Annotated in this window: 18 protein-coding genes and 1 tRNA gene; 7 read left to right on the plus strand and 12 right to left on the minus strand. The window is 42.1% G+C overall.

Translation table 11 applies throughout. The features are described 5' to 3' along the window. Positions 1 to 2,436 carry a polysaccharide biosynthesis tyrosine autokinase gene (locus AHMF7616_RS17590; protein ID WP_115374073.1) on the minus strand — a complete coding sequence of 812 codons (2,436 nt, stop codon included), beginning with the start codon at positions 2,434 to 2,436 and terminating at the stop codon, positions 1 to 3. 38 nt (positions 2,437 to 2,474) lie between these two features. Further along, complete coding sequence (locus AHMF7616_RS17595; RefSeq protein WP_233507629.1) at positions 2,475 to 3,242, minus strand: polysaccharide biosynthesis/export family protein; 768 nt, start codon at positions 3,240 to 3,242, stop codon at positions 2,475 to 2,477. A 362-nt stretch (positions 3,243 to 3,604) separates the two neighbouring features. On the opposite strand from AHMF7616_RS17595, the gene AHMF7616_RS17600 reads away from it, so the two are divergent. The 4 genes from AHMF7616_RS17600 to hpf all read left to right on the plus strand — a co-directional run bounded on the left by AHMF7616_RS17600 (position 3,605) and on the right by hpf (position 6,545). Then, positions 3,605 to 4,744 (plus strand): acyl-CoA dehydrogenase family protein, encoded by a 1,140-nt coding sequence (locus AHMF7616_RS17600; protein ID WP_115374075.1) that lies wholly within the window; start codon positions 3,605 to 3,607, stop codon positions 4,742 to 4,744. 333 nt (positions 4,745 to 5,077) lie between these two features. After that, positions 5,078 to 5,272, plus strand: a complete 195-nt coding sequence (gene rpsU, locus AHMF7616_RS17605) for a 30S ribosomal protein S21 (RefSeq protein WP_115374076.1) — start codon at positions 5,078 to 5,080, stop codon at positions 5,270 to 5,272. 70 nt (positions 5,273 to 5,342) lie between these two features. Further along, positions 5,343 to 6,221, plus strand: coding sequence for a tyrosine-type recombinase/integrase (locus AHMF7616_RS17610; RefSeq protein ID WP_115374077.1), 879 nt, complete (start codon positions 5,343 to 5,345; stop codon positions 6,219 to 6,221). A 24-nt stretch (positions 6,222 to 6,245) separates the two neighbouring features. Continuing rightward, entirely contained in the window at positions 6,246 to 6,545 is a 300-nt protein-coding gene (hpf, locus tag AHMF7616_RS17615) for a ribosome hibernation-promoting factor, HPF/YfiA family (protein WP_115374078.1), read from the plus strand. 118 nt (positions 6,546 to 6,663) lie between these two features. Here the strand turns inward: hpf and metK are convergent, their stop codons facing one another. Both metK and AHMF7616_RS17625 read right to left on the minus strand, forming a co-directional pair. Beyond that, complete coding sequence (metK, locus tag AHMF7616_RS17620; protein ID WP_115374079.1) at positions 6,664 to 7,932, minus strand: methionine adenosyltransferase; 1,269 nt, start codon at positions 7,930 to 7,932, stop codon at positions 6,664 to 6,666. 97 nt (positions 7,933 to 8,029) lie between these two features. Further along, on the minus strand, positions 8,030 to 8,722 hold the full coding sequence (locus AHMF7616_RS17625) for a hypothetical protein (protein ID WP_115374080.1): 693 nt from the start codon (positions 8,720 to 8,722) through the stop codon (positions 8,030 to 8,032). A gap of 180 nt (positions 8,723 to 8,902) precedes the next feature. Here AHMF7616_RS17625 and AHMF7616_RS17630 point away from each other — a divergent pair, with 180 nt between their 5' ends. Beyond that, positions 8,903 to 9,712, plus strand: a complete 810-nt coding sequence (locus AHMF7616_RS17630; protein ID WP_115374081.1) for a phosphatase PAP2 family protein — start codon at positions 8,903 to 8,905, stop codon at positions 9,710 to 9,712. Positions 9,713 to 9,731: 19 nt separating this feature from the next. Here AHMF7616_RS17630 and AHMF7616_RS17635 read toward each other — a convergent pair whose 3' ends face one another. The 5 genes from AHMF7616_RS17635 to AHMF7616_RS17655 form a co-directional block, all read right to left on the minus strand. Beyond that, positions 9,732 to 10,184 carry a GNAT family N-acetyltransferase gene (locus tag AHMF7616_RS17635; RefSeq protein ID WP_115374082.1) on the minus strand — a complete coding sequence of 151 codons (453 nt, stop codon included), beginning with the start codon at positions 10,182 to 10,184 and terminating at the stop codon, positions 9,732 to 9,734. A gap of 109 nt (positions 10,185 to 10,293) precedes the next feature. Beyond that, positions 10,294 to 12,675, minus strand: coding sequence for a prolyl oligopeptidase family serine peptidase (locus tag AHMF7616_RS17640; protein WP_233507630.1), 2,382 nt, complete (start codon positions 12,673 to 12,675; stop codon positions 10,294 to 10,296). A 67-nt stretch (positions 12,676 to 12,742) separates the two neighbouring features. Beyond that, entirely contained in the window at positions 12,743 to 13,072 is a 330-nt protein-coding gene (locus tag AHMF7616_RS17645; protein WP_115374083.1) for a hypothetical protein, read from the minus strand. A 136-nt stretch (positions 13,073 to 13,208) separates the two neighbouring features. Continuing rightward, positions 13,209 to 15,644: a penicillin acylase family protein gene (locus tag AHMF7616_RS17650; protein WP_115375675.1), complete on the minus strand. Its 2,436-nt coding sequence runs from the start codon at positions 15,642 to 15,644 to the stop codon at positions 13,209 to 13,211. Between the two features lie 200 nt (positions 15,645 to 15,844). Then, positions 15,845 to 16,996, minus strand: coding sequence for a DUF2652 domain-containing protein (locus tag AHMF7616_RS17655; protein WP_158546200.1), 1,152 nt, complete (start codon positions 16,994 to 16,996; stop codon positions 15,845 to 15,847). Positions 16,997 to 17,273: 277 nt separating this feature from the next. Between AHMF7616_RS17655 and AHMF7616_RS17660 the strand changes: the two genes are divergently transcribed. After that, positions 17,274 to 17,348, plus strand: a tRNA-Arg gene (locus tag AHMF7616_RS17660). A gap of 682 nt (positions 17,349 to 18,030) precedes the next feature. After that, on the plus strand, positions 18,031 to 18,282 hold the full coding sequence (locus tag AHMF7616_RS17665; RefSeq protein WP_115374085.1) for a hypothetical protein: 252 nt from the start codon (positions 18,031 to 18,033) through the stop codon (positions 18,280 to 18,282). A 393-nt stretch (positions 18,283 to 18,675) separates the two neighbouring features. On the opposite strand, the gene AHMF7616_RS17670 is transcribed toward AHMF7616_RS17665, so the two are convergent. The 3 genes from AHMF7616_RS17670 to AHMF7616_RS17680 form a co-directional block, all read right to left on the minus strand. Next, positions 18,676 to 19,038 (minus strand): response regulator, encoded by a 363-nt coding sequence (locus AHMF7616_RS17670; protein WP_115374086.1) that lies wholly within the window; start codon positions 19,036 to 19,038, stop codon positions 18,676 to 18,678. A 594-nt stretch (positions 19,039 to 19,632) separates the two neighbouring features. Then, the gene (locus AHMF7616_RS17675) at positions 19,633 to 21,222 is read right to left on the minus strand and encodes a serine hydrolase domain-containing protein (protein ID WP_115374087.1); all 1,590 of its coding nucleotides are present in this window, start codon (positions 21,220 to 21,222) and stop codon (positions 19,633 to 19,635) included. A 27-nt stretch (positions 21,223 to 21,249) separates the two neighbouring features. After that, on the minus strand, positions 21,250 to 22,800 hold the full coding sequence (locus tag AHMF7616_RS17680) for a carboxylesterase/lipase family protein (protein ID WP_115374088.1): 1,551 nt from the start codon (positions 22,798 to 22,800) through the stop codon (positions 21,250 to 21,252). Between the last annotated feature and the right edge of the window lie 140 nt (positions 22,801 to 22,940).

A 22,940-nucleotide genomic window follows, 5' to 3' on the forward strand; every position in this document is an offset into this window, starting at 1 on the left:
TTAGGTAAATCTTTTCTTGAAGCGGGTAACAAAGCTTTCCGGTTGGTCTTCTTCGTAGTACGAGTTAGAGTAGCCATAGCCATACCCGTAACTATACCCATACCCATATCCGTAAGCCACCATACTATCCGCGTCATTTAAGATGGTGCACATTTTATTAAAATTATTAATGCGCATAATCTTGTTCATGTTTTTCAAGAAGGTTTTTTTCGAAAATCCGGCCCGCACAATATAAATCGGAATATCGGCTTTCCGCATTACCAAAATCCCATCCGTTACTAAGCCCACTGGCGGCGTATCCACAATAATTACGTCGTAGGAATGATACAACTCTTCCACCATATCATCAAAACTGGAATTTAAAATCAGCTCAGCCGGATTAGGAGGAGTTGGTCCCGCGGATATAAAATCCAGATTGGGCATACTGGTGCGCCGGATACATTCGGCTACACTGTGCCGATCAATCAGAATAGTACTGATCCCTTTCGTATTTTCGGCATCAAAAGCCTGGTGAATCTTAGGCTTTCGTAAGTCTAAATCCAGGATAATTACCCGCTGATTCGATTGCGAAATAATGGCGCCCAAGTTAACCGCCACAAACGTTTTACCCTCGCCGCTCACGGTAGAAGTAATTGAAATCAAGCGTTTGTTTTTGGAAGAAGAAATAAATTCTAAATTGGTGCGCACCGACCGGATGGACTCGCTGATCGCCGATTTAGGGTTTTTGTCGACGATTAATTTAGAAATAGGCAGTTTTTCTTTTTTATACCGCGGAATAACGCCTAAAACTGCCGCGAAAGAACTTCGTTCCAGTTCTGGCAAACTGGTAATAGTATTATGCAACAAGTAACGGCCCGCTATTAAACCTAAACCTAAAAACAAACCACCGGCCAAGCCAATGCCGTATACTAATAATCTATTCGGATAAATAGGAGCAGCTGGCCGGGAAGCTGGTGCCAGAATTTGAAAATCGGGTACAGTGCCCGCTCGCGCAATACCAAATTCTACCTTCTTATCCATTAACATCAGGTAAAACTTTTCGTGCAAGTCAAAAAGCCGTTGTAACCGGGCGCGTTGCGTTTCCTTACCGGGCATTTGCAGCAATTCCTGCTGAATATTCCGGATGTTTGTATCAATTAAATTTACTTCCTTTTGCAAAAGCAGCTTGTTTTGCGCTAACAGCTTCCGCACGGCTTTTTCCGAAAAATCAATTTCTTCTTCGAGCAACTGGTAAGCTTTGGTAGTAGTTTTATAAGACTGCATCATTAAGCTACGGTCCAGTTGCAGGTTACTTAGCTGAGAAATCCGGTTAGAAAGCTGTTCGTCATCTAATTCTTTCAGCGAAGGAATCATCTGGTCCAAAGAAGTATTCCGGCCTATTAACTGGTCAATTTCGTTTAGCAAAGATAATTCCATGCGCAGATCAACGCGTTGCTTATTCAGATCTTCCAGCTTCGTCATCTGTTTGTTTACATCGGCCCGAACATCATAGGTTTTATTTTGCTTCACAAAATTCTCCATCTGAATCTCGGAGTTCCCCAGATTTTCGTTGGTTTCTTTTAACTGCTCATCCAAGAAAGAAAGGGTTTGGCGGGTGGCCATATCTTTTAAAGCAATTTTCTGCTCCAGGTACACCGAATCAATAGAATTTACAATTTCATGCGCTTTAAATGGATTATGGTCGGTGAAAGAAATATCAACAGTGCTGGCATCTAAATTAACGATATTAACCGCCACATTAGAGGTAAGGTATTGCCGGATAGCCCCGGTGCTGTTGATGGTGAAGTAATACTTTTGCGCCAGAATGTCGGAATTTAAAGGCGCCGTTAATTTTAAAGTAAAAGTAAAACCCGGCTTTTGTACGGGCTCACCAATAGTATGCTCTTCGGTTACTTCCTGATCACCTTGTACATATGATAGGTTATAACGAGTAGCGTCTAATATAGAAACTCCAAACTTAATATTATAGTAAGCCTCATTGGACATTTCGTAGCTGATATGAAACGGAGAAGATCGGTATAATTCTTCGTTCAAAATATTACCTATCGCGTAGTAGCTAATATCTAAAGGTAATTTTTGCTGGAGGCGCTCGTACGTTAAATTTGATTTGATAATTTCGATCTCACCAGACAGGTTCGACAGGTTTTGCTGATTTTCAATGGTACCATCTAAACCTAAACGACCAGCTTCGGATTGTTCATCAATTTTTAAAGTAGAGGAAGATTTGTATAAAGGTTTGGTATAACGGAGAAACAAAAAAGACCCGATTAAACCCAGAACAATTAACAGTGCTACCCAAATCAAGCTTTTCCGCACCAAGCTGAGCAGCATGATAAAATCAATATCACTGCCACGGCTTTCCTCTTCTACTTCAATGGTAGAAGCATAATTACTGTTATCCAGTTCCTCCAGCACAATGCTTTCTTTATTCGCCATTCAACTTTGTGTTATTATTAAGTTAAACACAACTTAATTTATAAGTTTTTAATTAACAAATAGGTAGAGACAACTCCTACAAACGTATTGATAACGGGAGTTACATCGCGTAATAATTCAAAGAAAAGCCGCTGATTAGGCTCAATGTAAACAACATCATTAGGCTCTACGTATAAGCTGGCCCTTTTCATCCCATCGATGGTACTTAAATCCACTAATTGCACAATTGGATCATGGTCCAGATAGTCCCGGATAATCCGAATATTGTGCGCTTTTCCTTCCCGAGTTACCCCACCGGACTGAGCCAGCACTTCAAATAAATTCATATTATCATTCGACATTTGAATAACGTTCCCCCCGTTTGCCCCCAAAACAAAAATCCGGTTATTCGTAACATGCGTAGATACAAATGGTTCTACGTAATAAGTAGCGTACAACGTTTGCAGCAAGGAGTCGGTTTGCAGTAAGGTAAGACCAGATACTTTTACATAATCTACCATGGGCAACTTTACCAGACCATTGTGTTGCACTAGAAACTCCGTATTATTATAATACCCTTGGCCACCTTGTGCCGAGCCTCCCCGCTGCGTACGCGAAGAACCCCGATTAGCCCCGCCACCTTGATTACCTATACCACCGGGAGCGCCAAAAGGTAATTCTCCATTCGGATCAAAAATACGCTCTCCTTTATTGGTGTACACCCGTACATCTATATAATCGTTCGGTTGAATGATATAGTTCCGTTCCACCGTAGCTAAAGATTGCTTCAGCTTGTCTACGTTTATGTCGCCGGTAGTTTTAAACATAATATTTTGGTTATAACTGCTGCGGCAGGAAAAAAAAGAGAAAGCAAGAATAAAACTGAAAAACAGATTTAAACGAAGCCGGGAGAGAATATGCATTTATTAATTTATTGATAATGAAAGCAATGCTTTTTCGTTATTTCTAACGGCTAAGCGGTTTTTTTATTTAAAGTAAAGCACAAAGAAAGTTAAATTCTACGTGCTTTCAAAAGATAAAGTACGTGGCTAGGTCTTACGATCATTTCCTGCTAAAAGCAACAGGATCACGTTTGATTTCCCAATTAGCTTTTTAACTAAATAAGTAATCCGCTATTATCGCTCCAGTGCGTTTAATACAAACCTAATTTTGAAGCAATAACAATACGATGCAAACAACATTAACAGAAAACCAACAATTTATTACCGAGATGATCCGGGAATTCGGCACCAAAAACATAAAGCCTTTTATGATGGAATGGGACGAAAAGCAGGAGTTTCCCATAGAAATATTTAAAAAATTAGGAGATCTAGGGTTGATGGGCGTGTTGGTTCCGGAACAATACGGGGGCGCTGGTTTTGGTTACAAAGAGTACGTAACCGCTATCGTGGAGCTTTCAAAAATAGACGGTTCAATCGGGTTATCTATGGCCGCACACAATTCTTTATGTACCGGCCATATCTTACAATTTGGGAGCGAAGAACAAAAACAAAAATGGTTACCTAAACTGGCTAGCGCTGAATATATTGGAGCCTGGGGCTTAACCGAACCAAACACCGGTTCGGACGCGGGCAATATGCGAACTGTTGCCGAACCGGACGGAGATTATTATGTACTCAACGGAGCTAAAAATTTTATTACTCATGGTAAATCCAGTAACATAGCCGTAGTTATTGCCCGCACGGGTGCAGTAGGTGATTCGCATGGCATGACCGCTTTTGTAATTGAAAAACCGCACCAAGGTTTTACCCATGGCCGCAAAGAAAACAAGCTAGGCATGCGGGCCTCCGAAACTACCGAGCTTATTTTAACGGATTGCCGCGTACACCGCGACAATATTCTGGGCGAAGTAGGCGATGGTTTTGTGCAATCGATGAAAATACTCGATGGTGGCCGTATTTCTATTGCCGCCCTTAGTTTAGGAATGGCGCAAGGAGCCTACGAGGTTGCATTTAATTATGCGCAGGAACGGCAGCAATTCAATCAATCCTTAATCAACTTCCAGGCTATCGCTTTTAAATTAGCCGATATAGCTACCGAAATTGCGGCGGCTTCTTTGCTCACTTACCGGGCCGCCGATTTAAAAGACCAGGGTGAAAACGTAACGAAAGAATCGGCCATGGCCAAGTATTACGCCTCAGAAGTATGCGTGCGGGCCGCCAACGAAGCGGTGCAAATATTAGGAGGCTACGGCTTTACCAAAGATTATCCGGCCGAAAAATATTACCGCGATGCTAAATTATGCACCATTGGCGAAGGCACTTCCGAGATTCAAAAGCTAGTTATTTCGCGGGAAGTTTTGCGGTAAGGATTCAGGAATTCAATTTCTAATTATATCGAAATTCGTCGGTTCCGGAATTTAGAAATGCTAAATCTGTCATCCTTACTTTTATAATAGTATTTCTAACTTTTTAGTTTTAACTGATTAATTAACTATAAAAAAAGTAACTATAAAAGAAGAAAACATATCTTAATCAATACTTTGAAGAAGAGGCATTTGCTTGTTTTGGTTGATTTTTTAAATTTTATTACGGTTTAGAGTAATCAAGTAAAACCTTTTACTTAAAAATAAAACCTTTTACTTGATTTTAAGTAATGTTGTATCTAAATTTGCAATCCCTAAAAATCAGTAAAACAGAACATGATCATTGTAAACGTAAAAGATAACGAATCAGTAGACAGAGCTCTTAAAAGATTTAAGAAAAAATTCGAAAAAACCGGTGTGTTAAAAGAATTACGCGCCCGGACTTATTTTGAAAAACCTTCGGTTAGCAAGAAGAAACAAAAAGAAAGAGCCGTATACAAGCAACAGCTTTTTGTAAACGAAAACTACTAATTATTCGTATCCGATATATTTATTCCATAAATTAGTACTACTCTTAGCCTGGCTAATCTAGTACTGATTTATGGAATTATTTTTTAAATATTTACAGTACGAGAAGCGGTATAGCCCCCATACCATGCTTTCGTATAAAACCGATTTAGGCCAGTTCGCCGAATACCTGCAAACCACCTACCAGATTACCGACGCCGCTGAGGCCGACTTTCATATTATCCGCTCCTGGCTGGTAAGCCTCGTCCAAAAAGATCTGGATTCCCGCACCATTAACCGCAAAATTGCTTGTCTGCGATCTTATTATAAATTTTTGCTCCGCGAAGAGCGCATTACTAAAAATCCCACTTTACGGATTAAGCCGCCTAAAGCATCCAAAAAGTTACCGGCTTTTGTCGCCGAAAATGCTTTTAATGCATTGCTGGATTCTTTTGAATTTGAGGATTCGTTTGCCGGCTACCGCGATAAATTAATTTTAGAATTTTTGTATGGCACTGGTATGCGCCTCTCCGAATTAATTGGCGTTTCCCACGCCGATGTAAATTTGCCCGGCGGTACGGTGAAGGTACTGGGCAAAGGCAATAAAGAACGTTTAATTCCTCTAAACGACTCCTTGGTTAGTTGCTTGAATACCTACCTGGAAAAGAAAAAAAGTGAGTTCCCGGATAACCCTACCAATCGGCTGCTCGTTACTAATAAACTGGTGCCGCTTTATCCAAAATTTGTGTATAGAACCGTAAAAAAGCATATTGGCATGATTACCACTTCCGGCCATACCAATCCGCACGTGCTGCGCCATTCGTTTGCCACCCATTTGTTAAACAAGGGAGCTGATTTGAATGCCATTAAAGATTTACTGGGTCATGCTAGTTTGGCGGCTACACAGGTGTATACACATAATTCGATCGAAAAACTAAAATCAATTTTCGATAAAGCGCATCCGAAAGCATAAGTTTCACTTTAACTATTATCGACTATGAAATTACAAATTAATGCTGTTAATTTTGATGCTAGAACCGAACTACAAGACTTTGTTCAACAGAAAATCAATAAATTGGACACGTTTTACGACCGCATCGTGGAAGGCGAGGTTTTTTTAAAATTAGATAATAATAACCAGATAACGAATAAGATTGTAGAGATAAAATTGTTTGTTCCGGGCAGTACTTTATTTACTAAAGAAGAAGCTGACTCTTTTGAAACAGCTACCGATAAAGCACTTGATTCGATGACTCGGCAATTGAAGAAGTATAAAGATAAGATTACAGCGCATTAATTAAAGTTTTATATAAAACAAAGCAGGCCGGTAGATTTACCGGCCTGCTTTGTTTATGGGTATTACTAGTTAAAAAATTAAAAATTTAAAAAAATCTTTTTACTAAGTATTTAATTTTCTACAAACCGAAAGCAGCTTTAATCTGGTCTACGTGGTCGAGTTTTTCCCAGGTAAAAGTTTCGAACTCCCGGATTTCTTTTTGGCCATTTACCTGCACTTCTACTGTTTTAGTGCCCGAAGGCCGGCCCATGTGTCCGTAAGCCGCGGTTTCAGCAAAGATCGGATTTTGTAAACCAAACCGTTTTACAATGCCATAAGGCCGCATATCAAATACCTGGCTTACTTTTTCCGAGATTTCCCCATCGCTCATTACGTTACCTTGGCCGTCTTTTACTTTGGTAGAACCATAGGTGGTAACGTACAAGCCAACCGGCTCAGCTACCCCAATCGCATAAGCTACCTGCACCAGCACCTGATCGGCCACGCCGGCAGCTACCAGGTTCTTAGCAATATGGCGGGTAGCGTAAGCCGCCGAGCGGTCTACTTTAGAAGAATCTTTACCTGAGAAAGCTCCCCCACCGTGCGCGCCTTTGCCGCCGTAGGTATCCACAATAATTTTACGACCCGTTAAGCCGGTATCGCCGTGCGGACCTCCAATCACAAATTTGCCGGTGGGGTTAATGTGGTAGGTAATGTCTTCCCCGAACAAATCGGCAGTGCGGGTCGGTAGTAACGTTTTTACGCGGGGTATTAAAATATTTAAAACATCGGCTTTAATCGTGTCCAGCATTTCCGCTTCCTCGGCAAAGTCATCGTGCTGCGTAGAAATTACAATGGTATCGATTTTTTCCGGTACGTGATTATCACTGTACTTAATGGTTACCTGCGATTTAGCATCGGGTCGCAAATACGTCATTTCGTTGCCTTCTTTCCGGATGGCCGCTAATTCTTTCAGGAGTAAATGCGATAACTCCAGCGCTAAGGGCATGTAAGTGTCGGTTTCGTTGGTAGCATAACCAAACATCATTCCCTGGTCACCGGCACCCTGGTCTTCGGGGTTGGCCCGCTCCACGCCTTGGTTGATATCGCCGGATTGCTCGTGAATGGCCGATATTACCCCGCAAGCCTCTGAATCAAATTTATATTCGGATTTGGTATAGCCAATTTTCTTAATAACATCGCGGGCCACTTTTTGTACATCTACGTACGCCTGGGTTTTTACCTCGCCGCTTAATACTACTAAGCCAGTTGTTACCAGCGTTTCGCAAGCTACCTTCGATTGCGGATCCTGTTTCAAGAATTCGTCGAGGAGCGCATCGGAGATCTGATCGGCTACCTTATCCGGATGTCCTTCCGATACTGATTCCGAAGTAAATAAATAAGCCATACTTATTACAGTTAATTTTCTTGGTTAAAACAAGTTTTACCGTTTGGCAAAACCGGTGCAAAGCTAAATAAATTTAGTGGAATGGAAAATATTATTGCTACTGTGAGTCCGGACTGTTTCTTCCATCGTAAATGTTTTTGTTTTTCGGGTATTGCACAATCAGGAAAAACAAGCAACAGCCGCCGAACTCCAGCAATTCGGCCCGTTTACCCAGTGGGCAAAGGGAGATTAACACGAAAACGAGTAAAAAAGCAATTACCTGGTAACTACGCGGTATGGGAACCCCGGCTTGGTTGATAAAAGTATAAACGAACGCAGAGCGCTGATAAACATAAGGTAAAACCAGTAAATAGAGTGCCGCAACCAAAATCAGTAGCCGGGAAAAAACCAGCAGGTTAATACTGTGGCCCCCAACTATTAAATTATGGAAATTGGTTTCGCGTTGCGCATTGTTTTTTTTAAAAAAATCAGAGCTTTCCAGCCCGAGGAGGCGTTGCCCCCAGCTTAACTCTTCGCCAGCGGCAAAAAAAGAAAAAGCCGCTATTCCCAACAAGGTTACCCCAAATAACCACTTGCGCTTATTATATAAATTAAAAAATCTTTTCACAGAAATAACCATAGCAGCTAATAAAGGCAATACGGTCATCCATTCAATAAAGCCATCTTCTACGGCGTAAGTAAATTCAAACCAATAAGGATCGGTACGGGAGAGCACAATGCCAAAAAGAATAAGGCCTAATACCAGGTACAAAACAAAAATTTCTACTTTGGTTAGTGCAGTATCGTTCATTTAAAAGGTTTTGTTGGCGCAAAGATACTTACCCGGCCTAGTTTTTCATGCTATCTTTTGAATTGTTTTAAAGCCAAATTCTTCTAGACTTAAAAATGGCAAATAGATAACTAAATAAATTTAGATTGCGTTAAGCGATTGAAAAGGCCTTTACAGCCTGTGACGGAAGGATATTTCAGCATGAAAAATCAGTTTTTACTAATAATAGCATTTTTTCAAATTTCATTTACCAGTTTTGGCCAAACCGAATCGCCTTATAAAACCAAGTTTAAAGTAGATGGCCCCATTACGTTGGGCGGGGTAGCGGCTAGCGGTCTGGGTTTATATTTAATCAGTAATAAAAGCGGCTTGAGCCCGGAAGAAGTAAGTGGCTTAGGTAAAAACAGTGTAAACAAATTCGACCGTTTTTCGGCGGGCAATTACGATGAAGACGCCAAAAAGCTAAGTAATATTCCTTTGTATAGTTCTTTTGTATTACCACTTGCCTTACTCCTGGATAAAAAAGTAGTTGGCTCTGCGCCTCAGGTATTTTTACTTTACGGCGAAACTATGGCGATTACAGGTACTTTATATGCTATGACCGCGGGAATAGTTTACCGGAAAAGGCCGCTGGTTTACGGCGATAAAGCCCCCTTTGCTAAAAGAACCACCAAAAACGCGAACAATTCCTTCTTTGCCGGTCATACGGCGGCTACAGCTAGTGCTACCTTTTTTGCCGCTAAGGTATTTAACGATTTTAATCCGGATTCGCCCTGGCGGCCAGTAGTTTGGGGAGCCGCTGCCGCTATTCCGGCTTCGGTAGGCTATTTACGTTTGAAAGCCGGCAAGCATTTTTTAAGCGACAACCTGATTGGTTATGCCGTTGGTTCTACCGTCGGAATACTGGTACCGCACTTGCATAAAAAAAGCAACACTTCCGGATTCTCGGTAGTACCGAACTATGACCAGATCGAAGGCAATGGCTTTGCCGTAACTTATTCGTTTAAATAATTTTAAAAAATCTTATTTATTACGGCGCCGCGTTGCCGTACGGATGGGTATTTTTAATTTCCATGGCCCGGGTAGGGTCGGCAATTTGGCTAAAACCGAAGGGAGCGTACAGCGTATGGGCATCTTTAGTATACAAAGCAAACCGGCGTAAACCTTGCAGTTCCGGATGCGCCACAATAACGCTAATCAGCCATCTCGATAAACCTTGACCCCGGTAAGCAGCCAATATAAATACATCGCAGAGCAAAGCAAAGGTAGCATAATCGGTTACTACTCGGGCAAAACCAACTTGTTCGTGCTGGTGATACAAGCCAAAATTAAAAGAATGCCGGATAGATTTTTCGACGAGTGCTCGCGAAATTTGTTGTGCCCAGTAGGATTCCTGAGTTAAATACCGGTGAATTACTTCTATATCCAGCTTTCCGGGATCAGTAGAAATAGTAAAGTTACTCAGCAGGTATTCGTCGTACATGTGTTGTTGAACGTAGATGGATTAATAAAGCAAGTAGATGCGGGGATTAACTGGTTGTTTTTTAAAATTTTTAATTTTTGGGCGGCCCAAAAGTAAAAGGAGAGCATCTTTATTTCAAGTTGGCTTCAAATAATTTAAAAATACGCTTGTATTCGTCGGTCCAGCTGCTGGGCTCGGTAAAGGCATGATTTTCTACGGGGTAAACGGCTAGTTCCCAGTTTTCTTTTTTGAGTTCGATGAGCCGTTGCGTTAACCGGATAATATCCTGAAAATGCACGTTAGTATCTACTAAACCGTGGCACATTAATAAGGCGCCTTTTAAACCGGCGGCATGGTAAATAGGCGAACTTTTAACATAAGCCGTGGAATCGGTAAAAGGTTCGTTTAAAATAGCCGATGTGTACTCGTGATTGTAATGGGCCCAATCAGTAACGGAGCGCAAAGCCGCTCCGGCCGCAAAAACATCGGGTTGCGTAAATAAAGCCATTAACGTAATAAAGCCCCCGTAGGAACCGCCGTAAATACCGATCTTTCTGGGGTTAACCTGGTAATGCTGCACTAAATAAGCGGCTCCATCTACCTGATCGGTAAGGTCTTTGCCGCCCATAAACTGATAAATGCCCGTGCGCACATCACGGCCATAACCGGCGCTGCCCCGGTAATCCAGGTCCATTACGGTATATCCCTGATCGACCAGAAAATTGTGAAACATGTATTCGCGGTAGTAGTAGCTCCACCATTTATGCGCATTTTGTAAATAGCCGGCCCCGTGCACAAAAACAACCGCCGGGCCGTTCGCGATAGCATTGGTAGGGCGATAAATCCGGGCAAATACCTCGGCGCCATCGCGGGCCTTAAAACTAATTACTTCCGGATCGCGCCATTGATACGCTTTAAATTCGTTGGTGAGCGAGTTCGTAACCTGCCGGGGCTTCGCACCAGTCCGGTTAGGCATCACAAATAATTCCCAAGGTTTATTGGTGTAAGAATAGCGAATAGCCAAGGTTTTTTCGTCCGGCGAAAGCGTTACTTCGTGGTTACCAGCACCAGTAGTAAGTTGTTCGGGTTCGCCGCTGCGCACCGCTAAGCGGTAAAAATGCATTTCCCCCGGATGAACTTTATTTGCCTGGAAATACCAATTTTTTTTGTCGCGGGTGAGCCGCACCGCTGAAACTTCGTACTTGCCCTTGGTTATTTGCTTTTTTTGGTTGGTGCGGGTATTTACCGTATACACATGCGAATATCCCGTTTCTTCTGACTGAAACCAAAGTGTTTCGTTATCTCCTAGCCATCCTAAATCGCCGGCTTCGTAGTCAATGCCCGGGCCGTTTAGCCAGGCTTCGTCGTGCTGGCGGTCTAATACTTTCAACGCGCGGGTACCGGGATTAAACTGCACCAGCCACCGGTCTTTGTTGTCAAAAGAACGTAGTACAAGCACAGCATTTTTCCCGTTATCCGACCAAAACGGTCCGAAAAAAGCAACTGGGCGCGGCGTAGTTATTTTCTTTTTGTCTTTTAAAAATGCGGGCTGGTCGGTAATGCCTTTAATATCTTTAAAAGAGATCTGGTAAGTAGTATCTTTTCCGATGTCGTACAAACCCATTTCGGAAGCGGCTAAAGGAGCACCTACCTTGGTGCGGGAAGAAATGTCTTCGGTAAAACCGGAAGCGGTAACGTAATCCGGTACAATGGTTTTTTTAACATTTGCCGGGCGCGTAACCAAGCTGTAGCTTACAAATTTTCCATCCGGGCTCAGAATTGCATTTTCTACGGTTTTTTCGCCGGTATAAATTGCTTTAGCCTGCTTTTTTTTAAATTTTTTATTTTCCGACTGCTCTATTTTCTCTTCTTCGGTGCGTTTTTTAATAATATCAAACAAAGCTAACTGTTGTTGCTGCAGCCACTTTTCCTGATCGTTTTTAGTTTCTGTTTTCTTAGCGCCCGGTAAAAAATTGGTTAGTTGCGTTAACTGGCCCGAACTCAAGTGCAGCGAAAACAAATTAGAATTTTGAGTAAAAACTACCTGCTGTTCATCGCCGCTAAAAACCGGATTTGCTTCGGGCTCCAAAGTTTTGGTTAACTGACGGCTGGTATTAGTTTTATTATCGTATAAATAAATATCGCCTTCTTTCTCGTACACTTTTAACGTGTAAGTCCGGTTGTAGCGGCCATTCGGTGTAGGTAAAAAATCGGCTTCCGGGCGATTTACTTTGGTTGTATTTTCACCAGTCGCCGTTACTTTGTAAAGCGAGTCAGCCCGCGCTTTTTCGGGATTCCACTTAAAATAAATAAAACGGCTATCTTCGGACCACGCAATTTCGCTGGGCGAGGTACCGGTAAACCCGGTGCCCTGCATTATTTTTTCGATGGTTAAACTAGACTTTACCTTTTGGGCCAAACTAGTCCCGGGCACCATTTCAATTACCAGAACGAATAAAAAAGCAGCCTTATTTTTAAAAAAATTTATGAAAGAAGAGGCAGAACAAAGCATAGATCAGAATTAAATAAACAGCAACCACCTAAAAGTTATTTTACCAGCCACTGCCAGGAAAAAGTAATTAAAATAACCGGCGGCAACAATATCCGGCCCAAGCCGAAAAGCCCCCTACTACTCCACCAATTAATGCTGTAATAAGTAGCAACAACGTTGGGTTTGGCAAACTAAATAGTTGCCCTACTTTGTTCGTTAAAATACCTGCGGTCCGGAAATGAATAAAAGCACTTAACAATAACCAACCTAAGCCAATCCCCAGGAATCCGGTTCCGAATGCCGCCCAACCGTTACGACCTCTCCAGGCAGCTAACCCAAAACTAACGGGTGCCACAATCCACCAGGGCAAAAAGAATTGTAAAGCAAAAGCAATGATTAGAGTGAGGAGTAATAACATTTTTTAAATTTTTTATTTGAGAACTGCTTTACTTGGAACTGGTTCCGGTCTCCGGGATAGAGTGCTTCCGGATTGGCTACTTTCAAGTTTACCTCGGGACCAACAAGTTCCGGTGGGCTTTAAGCTTACAAAAACTTTATTTTTTAACTAATTGCATTACCAGCATCTTTTCAGCCGCTGGCTCCGTAGCATTTTTCAGAAACTTTAATTTAAATAATTTTCCCTGCCGCCAGGTTTCAATCAGGTTGTCGTAGTAAAAACTACCCGGATTCCCTGATTGTCCTCCCGGATAAACACCATAACCTTGTACTTCGGGACCCAAAGCAACCACCATGCGCCACGAAGGCCCGTGATGAGCGCCTGTAGCGTTAACAATACCGGCACCGCCGCCAACCAGTATATCATTCCTGCCGAAACCGGGTAGCTTAGCTAAGTGCTGAATATCCGTGCTTTTTACCTGGGCCCACTGCCATTTATTTCCAACCGGACCATAGCGTTGTTGCAAAGAATCTACTGCGGCCTGAAAAGTAATTGTTGCCAGTTGATTTAGTGTTTCTTTCGCCGGTGTAGTACGATTATCAAACCAGTAGGCTTGTGGCTCCTTTAAAATCAGTTCCATGGTACGGTCGCGACTGGGATAACGTAATTGCACCGTCGGGCTGTTGCCAAAATCATCTTCCCAGATGGCCCGGTCCAGAGTTGGCCACCATTCCTGAAAAATACTGGGCGCTGTTTCGGTAGCGTTGTTAAAAAAATGCCAATCAGATAATATTTGAAAAGCCTGCTGCTGCGCTTTATTTAATTTTTCTGGTTGTACCGCCGCCAACAGCGCCGGCAAAATAGTTTGTGCGTGCAGGTTTAGGTTATCGTTTTGCAATAGGCGCATGCTGTCTACGGTTATTTTTTGCATGTGGGCGAGGCGCTGGTTAATCCGGATGCCCCGTTGCGCCGGAGCAAACTGCCAGTTAAGGTAATAAGGATACTCCTTAGGATCAGCGGAGAATTGGTTGGCCGAACTCACAAAACCCCGGGGTGGATTTACAACGTGGGGATTATGTGCCCGCGGAATCCAACCTTGCCAGTCATAGGCCGGATCAGTGCCATCCAGAATAAATTTACCTTGGTCAGGCCATTTCAGCGGGAATTTACCATTAGGCCATATCGCAATGGTATTGGTTATATCGGCGTAAATAAAATTTTGCGCGGGTGCCGTGTAATGGGTTAATGCTTGTTGGTAATCGGTGTAGTTTTTGGCGCGGTTTAGCAAATAAAACGTAAGAATTTCGTTCGATGGCTCATGGGCTACCCAGCGCATGGCATGTTTTACTGGGGTTTGTTTGTTAAAAACCTGTTCTGCTTGGTCGTATACAATCGGCCCGTGGTGGGTATACAATACGGTATCGAACACCGAAGCCGCCCCTTTTATTTTAATTTCTTCGCTTACTTTCCGGATGGGCTTCCATTGGTTCGCGTGCCAATATTGCTGCTGCAACTTATTTTTAAATTTTAGCTCGTACCAGTCCATTACGTCGGCATCAACGTTAGTTACGCCCCAGCTTACTTGTTCGTTAAAGCCAATTATTACATTGGGCGCTCCTGGCAGCGAAACTCCGTATACATTCATCTCGGGAGTTACCAATTGTATTTGGTACCAGATAGAAGGTAAACTTAAATTAAGATGGGGATCGTTGGCGAGCAGCGGATAACCCGTAGCTGATTTTGATGCGGCAACCGCCCAGTTATTACTACCTAGCTCCGGGTTAGGTTCCCGTTGTACCTGATTTTCTGCTTGGCTGGCCATAAAGAGCGTTGGTTTGGGTGGAATAGGCAGAGGTTTAAAATCCAACGGCGTTCCGGGAGGTACAATAGGATCTTCGCGGAAAGGGTAATCCGGAAATAAATTCTTAGTTACGCTTGGCCCATATTTACGCAAAATATTAGTCAGGCGCAGATCGTCGCTCCCACCCGCCAGATCGTACGCCATTATTTTCAGCAGCAACGCGCATTTTAAGGGAGTCCAAGGTTCGGGCGCATAATTGAGCAACTTATATTCTAACGGAAAATTTTTCGGTTTTAACTGCTGAATGTAAGCATTTATACCCGCGGTAAAAGCTTCCAGCATCTGGCGCGACCGCGGATCAGCGAGCATGGCTTTTAACGCTTGTTGCGCCCCGTACACCATTCCCATCCGCCGCTGAAACCGGTCCATTTCCAGAGTTCTGGCACCAATAATTTCAGACAGCCGTCCAGCCGCCGCGTGGGTCTGAAATTCCATTTGCCACAGCCGGTCTTTAGCCGTTACATATCCTTGGGCAAAGTACACATCGTAATTGTTCTGCGCAAAAATATGAGGCACGCGGTTATCGTCGTACAAAACTTTTACGTCGGCTTGCACCCTTGTAACCGGAACCTTTGTAATCAGAGGTCCTTCCTTAGCTTCGGCGTTTTGCCAAAATCCCGTAAACGGACTCAGAAATTTACCAATGGGTGGCACCATACCAAACGAGGTATTTAAGGCAATAACCAAAGCCAGGCTTACTCCTACACTTACAAGGGCCAAAAATATTTTCATGGCAAACAGTTGCATTTAAAATATAGCCGGAAGATAAGCGGATTCTGAAAAATTCAAAAAATTGTTTACAGAAGTAATCTAGAAACTAGTTTTTCAATTAAAATCAGCAACTTTTAGCAAAAGAATACTGCCTGCCTGGTAGGCGTTTGGCTATTGGCAAACAACATTTTTTTAAATTTTAAGCGTGCTTACCGCCTTAATTAATGCGGATTTTGGGCGTACATTTTTTCGCACAAATTTTTCAGGTTAAGGAGCGATTTACCTAAAAACAATATCATACGCCGGCGCATGTAAAAGTAAAAAAATCGGTTTTTTAGTACCCGGCTGTAATGAAATTTAATCGACAGATAGGTATGTTGCGCATCTACCACCGTTAAATAAAAAAACAACAACGCATTGGGAAACACCCGAAAGTTGTAGATCTTCTCGACGTACTCAATATAGTCTTCGCCAATAAAGCTTTGCACCGTCTGAATATCAATTTGTCCCCGGTTTAAGTTACATTTATAGGCCATGCCCATGCGGTTCGCTTTGGTGGTATCGTAATACACGTTCGTCATGCCCTCTACCCAACTAGGCTTTAACCGGAAATTACTGATAATCCGCAGGACAAAACGTGCCGGCGCTTTTATGGTAACGCTGTGCGCGTAAATATTCGGGTATTTTTTCCGGTCGTCTAAACTGCGGTGGTTTGTAACTAAAAGCCGCAAAGGAGTAAGATAAGCGTATTTGTACCGAATTTCGCCAAGGTGCTCGTACTGCGTAGATCCACTGCGTAACTGGGTCCAGTTACTAAAACTTTGTTTGATGGCTTCTTCGGTTTGCGTTTTTAAAAAACCTTCGGAAAGCAATACGTATTCATCACTTTCAATATTGTTTTTTAATAACCGATGCGCAATAATTACGTCTTTGCCCATGAGTTTTACATGTTCGCGAATTAAAGTAACGCTTAGCTGCCCGTAGTGCACCACTACTTTTAGCGTTAAGTTACTACTCGACAACGATGCTCCCAACGCAGAACCCCGGTCGCGCTCTACAATGCGCAGGTAATTTTGAAAATCCAGGAATATCTGCTTGCATTGGTTAATTACTTCCTGAATGCTGGGGGGCGGTCCGGGGCGATAAAACAAAACAGCATCGCCTTGAATTTCGCTCAACTTCATGTCCAGGATATTCGCCTCAATAATAATCTCAAGTAAATCAGCAATTAAAGTGCGGCTCTGCTGGATGCCTGCTTCGTTCACAAATTTAGTAAAACCACTAATATCCGGAATAAAAATCAGGGCAGGTTGGGTGTCATCATCGGCATAAACCTCCGACACAGAGGCCGTCGTGCTTCTTTTATCTAACAAACCCATTTCGTATAGTATCCTATCAGCTATTTATAATTTGATTATTTGCCGGGTTTGCCGTAAGCGTGCTGGCAAGAGAGCTAAAACAAAGCTTTTATCAATTTAAAAGTGGCAGCATTCGGTTTGCCCATCTTAGAATAAAATGACTTTCTTTTTACTTTCGTCTATTACACGGAGGCAAGGTCGTAAGGGTTTCTTTAGAGTAGCACTTTATGCCTTTATTTCGAGTTGGTATAAAGCCAGATTTAAACTAAATTTGCCAAAAGCTCTTACTACTGGTCTCATAGTTCAACGGATAGAATAGAAGTTTCCTAAACTTTTGATGTGGGTTCGATTCCCGCTGAGACCACCAAACAACGGTTAACATTTTTTAAATTAAAATTTTAAGATAAATTTAAAATTTCCAGCGTTTTCCTGAGTATAATTTTTTTCTTGTTTAAAGTAGAGACACCTTAGTTTTGGGTGCCTCTACTTTTATTATTACTTATTTACTTCAATTGTTAGCCGTAGCTTATATTTCACTTTTCTTAGATTTTTGCTAAGCGTAATTACTCACCGCTTTTTAAGTTTGTTGAATAAATAATTTTTAGTCCGGCTTTCATTCTTATACTCGGCGCACGGATTAAAATAAAATTCATCGGGATGAGCTTGGTCTGCCAAAATACGTAACCTTTTATACTATTATAGGTTAATTTCAATCCATAGCCATATAAGTTTATATATAAAGTGCTACTTACCAAGATTAGACGCTAAAAAGTCTAAATTTTAACTACTTTTCAGCTTCACTAGATCGTGATTCTAAAGCCTATTTTGCTAAAATTTTTGATAAATATACGTTAATGTAATCACTCATTTTTCTGGCATAATATTTATAATTATATATATAAACGTAAAAACAGAAAAATATAAATTATGCTCCTTCATTTATTTCCCGTAGCCATTATTCTGGTGTTTCTGGCAGGCAATCAAAAGAAACAAGAACAAGAATCTCTTTTTATTTAATTAAATTATCTTACCTAACTACAAGTATTCTCATGAATTTATATCATTTTTTACATCAGAACCACAAGCAACGTGCAGCTTATACTCGCGCCAAAGGAGAACTTTTAATTGTTCGGGAGAGCGGTGCTTACAACATTTGTTTGTACTCCGTAGAGAATTTTTTCGCCGAAGTATGGCACCGGATTGCAGATAACGAAATAGAATTGGTAAGAGGCTTTCGCAGCACCCATTTATTGGCGCCTTACCTAGAAATGATAGACTTAGACGAGTTGGTTAGTATTTAATGTAATCTGGTGGCCGCGGCCCATCATTACATTAGATTTATTGAGCTTAAGAATAAGGCTTCGATTTTTACAGTGCCATTACCTGTCACATTTCATGGGCAGATGCACCAGGCAAAGCTCTGATTTTGATCAGAATCAGAGGAATAGATCAACCCCAGGTTTAACAGATTTGCCGTCAAGTAGATTATTTAACCTAAATAGGGTTACAAGAACCCATTCTCCGCAAATTTTATCATTTTCCAAGAAGGCGATTTTCTGACATTTAAAACTTTACGAATACTGGATTTTTACTCTAAAATCCAGTTAATCATCTTTTTACCAGGTTCGGACAGTCAGGCAGTTTACCATAATTGCAAACAATGGATAGTAGTAAACAGAATTCTAAACTGTTTTTTAACTGGCAGCTTTTAAGATAGCCGCTACTTTTTCTTGAGCTAAGGGTTTATTTAAAAAACTTACCACATTAGTGTAAGCACTGGATCGCTGCCGGTCGAGTTCACTCGTGGAAGAAGTTAGAATGTACACTTTATTCGACATGTTGCGCTCCATCATGCCTTCCAGAAATTGCCAACCATCTAAATTTGGCATATTCAAATCCAGAAAAATAAGGGTGGGATTAATCTCGCTCAGTGTTCCTAAAGCCTTTTGGGAGTCAATGTAATCACATACTTGTAAACTCTCATCCAGATTACTTATTACTTTCTTCATGATAAAATTGGCAATCATACTATCATCCACCAGCATTACTGTTTTCATTCTTATTATACGTTTTAAGCGCAATTGTAATTTTAATCGTTTCCTGCTGCCTAATAAAATCCGAAAATTTAAAATTCTATTATCAACACAAACAATTTCAGAGCATACTTGCAGCTATTCTTTAAATCATGCCTAAATTTGGCGAAAGCTTTTTTAAAATTCACAGCATCCTCTTACTAATAAATAGATTGTGCTTATTAGTACTATTCCATTATCAGATAAATTCAAATTCATTAAAGCAAAGCTTTTAAAAATTATAATTTCTTTTACCTGGAGCGGTTTGTAAAAAGGTCCTCAACTTACTAATTTATTGCAATATGAACAGAGTGGCACACTCTAAAAAAAAAGCTCTATCTAATTTAAAGTAAGCACTACGATATCGGTTCATACTTCTTCACATTTTACTACTTGTTGCTGTATTTACTCAAGCTACAGTAAAGACCGACCCAACTTAAATTGGCTATTTTTAAGATAGACTATTTAGAAGAATAATACTATTTAAGCAAAAAGGAAGAAAATTGTAAAAATAAAGCAATAACTGAATATTGTTAAAATAAAAACCAGCGGTAATTACCGCTGGTTAAGGATGGTTTGCTAGGCTAAACGCCCTTCTAGGGTGGGTCTGGGTTTGGCCCGTTCCGGTGCTTTAGCCGCTACACTATCTTTATACTCCAGCCGAACGGTCCCATTTTCAAAAAAACAAGTAACGGTTTCGGAATGAGGAGTTTCGTTAAAAACCCAGGTCATTTCAAAAGTATCCGGATTTTTCCAGGTACCAAAAGCCGCAATTTTCTCTTTTGGTTTTGGCTCTTTCGCTTCCATCCGCACAAAGCGAGGTGGCTCACCCGGCATCCGCGACTCGCCAAAAACCCACGTATTTAAACCGCAGGTTATCTGGTGCGTTTCCTGGGCATCCTGTAATTTAAAAGTGCAGGCATTGTTAGTAAATGAAAAAGAAACACTTTGGGCTTTTAAATCATTATCTGCCAATTTAAATGTTTTGCCGGAGATGCTCTTGGCTACAGGTGAGGTGCTGTTTACTTGAGCTGGTAAAAGCGTCAGGGATGCCAGTTTTTGCTTTAAAGCTTTTTGAGAAGCAGCGTTAGCGGACAAGGCAGCTGGTTTCATGGCCGGGAGTATATGCTCCCAAACCTGATTCAGAATAGCCTGCATGTTGCTGGTTTCACTGGTAATAGCAATAACGGCATCTTGCTCCGGTAAAACCAAGCAGTACTGCCCCATCGCTCCATCGCCGCGGTACGATTGATGGCGGCTTCGCCAGAATTGGTAGCCGTAGCCCTGGTTCCATTCGTGGGCTGGAGTAGTAGCAGTGGCATTAGGTACCTGGTAGGCAGTAGCTTCTGCTACCCAAGTGGCCGGTAAAATTTGCTTGCCATTATACATGCCTTTCTGCAAATACAATTGTCCGAATTTAGCAATATCTTCCGTTCTGATACGCAGGCCAAAACCGCCGGTAGCAATTCCTTGCGGATCCGTTTCCCAATCCGCACCAATAATTCCTAAAGGTTGCAGCAAACGGGGCGTAAGATAATCCAGCAGGTTTTGTCCGGTTACTTTTTGCACAATAGCTGATAGCATGTAAGTAGCACCGGTATTATACAGAAAATGCGTTCCTGGCTCGTGCTCTACGGGCAAAGCTAAAAAAGTACGTACCCAACTACCCGCTTTCTCCTGAATCAATGGACCGATAGTGTCTTTATCGTGCCCCGAGGTCATGGTGAGTAAATCTTTAATGCGCATAGCCGCCAGATTGGTACTAACGATAGGTGGTAATTCCTGCGGGAAAAATGAAATTACTTTATCGGTTATTTTTAATTTTCCTTCGGCTACGGCCAAACCAATGCCTGTAGAAGTAAAGCTTTTACTTAAAGAAAACAGCGTATGCTTCAGATCGGGGGCATAGGGCGCCCACCAACCTTCGGCAGCTACTTTGCCGTGCCTCACTACCATTAAGCTATGCAGCCCTAATTTGTCTTTTTCTACGGCTTCTATAAAAGCAAGCAAGTTTTGGGAAGCAATACCTTGCCGTTCAGGAGAGCTGCGAGGCAAACCTCCACTCGCCAGCGGTTCGGCCCAAAGCGGTTTGGGTGATATTGAAAACAAGCTTATGCCGGCCAAGCTAACTCCGGTTGATTTTAAAAAATTTCTGCGGTTGATCGTCATTTCAGAATAGTAAATTATTAAAGCCAGCTATTTACTAGCGGTTTGCTGATACAAGAAATCCAGGGCCGCGGCATCGGGCATTGTTTTCGCCGTTGGCTTCAAGTCCAAGATCATAATTTTTTTATCAGAAACCTGGTAAGCGGGCCAAACTGGAAGTTCTGGTCCATTTGGGTTACCAGTGCGCGCAAAGTTTGCCCAATAATCCGACATGATTTTGGCTAGTTCGTAATCGGCAGATGTCCAAGGTCGGTCTACAAATTTTAAATTATTGTAGGCATAAGGCACTTCGCCGGTGTGAAAAGCACCGTATTTTAAGTATTCGCCGGTTGCCGGCACTTTGCGGGTAAACCGGTACACGTATATTTTTTGCTTATTAGCTTGGCTTTGCACATTTGCCCAGGTATAATTTTGAACACCAAATATCATGTCCCGCGCAAGCTTTAACTGGGACATTTCAGCTTCGGCATCGTTAGTAGCGGGGTAAAATTTTAAAAAAGTACTTGCTTGGGGCCCATATTGCTCTTCTACTGTTTTCAGGAAATCAGTTGCTTTTTTAATTGGGCCTATGGTTAATCCTTCTTCTTCGTTCCAGCCGGTAAGCAAAGCTACCGGATTAGCTTTACCGGCCGCAAAAATATGAGCCACACTTTCGGGTAATACATAACCATCCACAATCGGCCGCACTCCTTTTACTTTTTCTAATAAAGTGGTAGCAGGTAATTTTCTTAAATCCGCCAGCGAGGTTGCGCTTAAATTCTGAGCTATTTGTATTCCATCGGCTTCGGCTTGCTGCAAGGTAACGCTGCCGCGCGTAAAATTAGCACCGCTTTGCGCAATAGCTTTATTAAAAAGGTTTTTTGCTAAAGGGGAAGCTACCAGATAATTTACGCTCATGGAACCCGCCGATTGACCAGCAATGGTAACTTTGTTAGGGTCGCCGCCAAAAGCCGCAATGTTTTGTTTTACCCATTGCAGAGCCGCAATCTGATCCATTAAGCCATAATTGCCGGAAGCGTTTTTGCCTGACTCTTTGGTTAACTCTGGATGCGCTAAAAAGCCGAAAGGCCCTACTCGGTAATTGATGCTCACAAACACCACTCCTTTATGCGCCATGGCTTCGCCATCGTAAATGGGCACACCACTGCCCCCACTGTTAAAACCACCGCCGTAAATCCAAACCAGCACGGGCTTTTTTTCAGTGGCGGTTTTAACTCCGGTCCACACATTCAGGTATAAACAATCTTCACTGATCGGCTCTTCGGGTATTAAAAATTCGGTACTCCACATGCTAAACGGAGCCGGGGCGGCTTGCATGGGACTTGGGCCAAAATTAATGCATTTACGTACTCCCGACCATGATTTTACTGGCTGCGGCGCTTTCCATCTTAAATTGCCCACGGGCGGGGCGGCAAACGGAATGCCCTTGTAAATAGCTACCTGACCGTCGTTGCTTGTAGTACCCGAAATCTGGCCCGATTGAATTTTAATAACGTCTAAACTGGCGGGTACCGAATAAAAAGAAAATAACCCAATCGCCAGCACTAAAAAGAGCAGACAGATTTTTGCAACTTTTATCATGGTTGGAATTTAGAAAAATATGTGGATATATGGTGACCAGCATTTTAAATTTTTCTTTTTAACAGTAACCTGTGTGGCTTTTGACCAAGCCGATGGGTGCTTTGCTTTATGTATTATTCTTAGTAGTTAACCAAACTTCT

It is taken from the genome of Adhaeribacter pallidiroseus, from assembly GCF_003340495.1.
Taxonomy (GTDB): Bacteria; Bacteroidota; Bacteroidia; order Cytophagales; family Hymenobacteraceae; genus Adhaeribacter; species Adhaeribacter pallidiroseus.

Excerpts from the sequence above, each read along its gene's own strand:
- AHMF7616_RS17625 (WP_115374080.1), bottom strand. The coding sequence starts at position 8,722 with ATGAACGATACTGCACTAACCAAAGTAGAAATTTTTGTTTTGTACCTG.
- metK (WP_115374079.1), bottom strand. The coding sequence starts at position 7,932 with ATGGCTTATTTATTTACTTCGGAATCAGTATCGGAAGGACATCCGGAT.
- AHMF7616_RS17610 (WP_115374077.1), top strand. The coding sequence starts at position 5,343 with ATGGAATTATTTTTTAAATATTTACAGTACGAGAAGCGGTATAGCCCC.
- AHMF7616_RS17595 (WP_233507629.1), bottom strand. The coding sequence starts at position 3,242 with ATGTTTAAAACTACCGGCGACATAAACGTAGACAAGCTGAAGCAATCT.
- AHMF7616_RS17665 (WP_115374085.1), top strand. The coding sequence starts at position 18,031 with ATGAATTTATATCATTTTTTACATCAGAACCACAAGCAACGTGCAGCT.
- AHMF7616_RS17650 (WP_115375675.1), bottom strand. The coding sequence starts at position 15,644 with ATGAAAATATTTTTGGCCCTTGTAAGTGTAGGAGTAAGCCTGGCTTTG.
- AHMF7616_RS17630 (WP_115374081.1), top strand. The coding sequence starts at position 8,903 with ATGAAAAATCAGTTTTTACTAATAATAGCATTTTTTCAAATTTCATTT.
- AHMF7616_RS17640 (WP_233507630.1), bottom strand. The coding sequence starts at position 12,675 with ATGCTTTGTTCTGCCTCTTCTTTCATAAATTTTTTTAAAAATAAGGCT.
- AHMF7616_RS17680 (WP_115374088.1), bottom strand. The coding sequence starts at position 22,800 with ATGATAAAAGTTGCAAAAATCTGTCTGCTCTTTTTAGTGCTGGCGATT.
- AHMF7616_RS17635 (WP_115374082.1), bottom strand. The coding sequence starts at position 10,184 with ATGTACGACGAATACCTGCTGAGTAACTTTACTATTTCTACTGATCCC.
- rpsU (WP_115374076.1), top strand. The coding sequence starts at position 5,078 with ATGATCATTGTAAACGTAAAAGATAACGAATCAGTAGACAGAGCTCTT.
- AHMF7616_RS17600 (WP_115374075.1), top strand. The coding sequence starts at position 3,605 with ATGCAAACAACATTAACAGAAAACCAACAATTTATTACCGAGATGATC.
- AHMF7616_RS17590 (WP_115374073.1), bottom strand. The coding sequence starts at position 2,436 with ATGGCGAATAAAGAAAGCATTGTGCTGGAGGAACTGGATAACAGTAAT.
- hpf (WP_115374078.1), top strand. The coding sequence starts at position 6,246 with ATGAAATTACAAATTAATGCTGTTAATTTTGATGCTAGAACCGAACTA.
- AHMF7616_RS17675 (WP_115374087.1), bottom strand. The coding sequence starts at position 21,222 with ATGACGATCAACCGCAGAAATTTTTTAAAATCAACCGGAGTTAGCTTG.
- AHMF7616_RS17645 (WP_115374083.1), bottom strand. The coding sequence starts at position 13,072 with ATGTTATTACTCCTCACTCTAATCATTGCTTTTGCTTTACAATTCTTT.
- AHMF7616_RS17670 (WP_115374086.1), bottom strand. The coding sequence starts at position 19,038 with ATGAAAACAGTAATGCTGGTGGATGATAGTATGATTGCCAATTTTATC.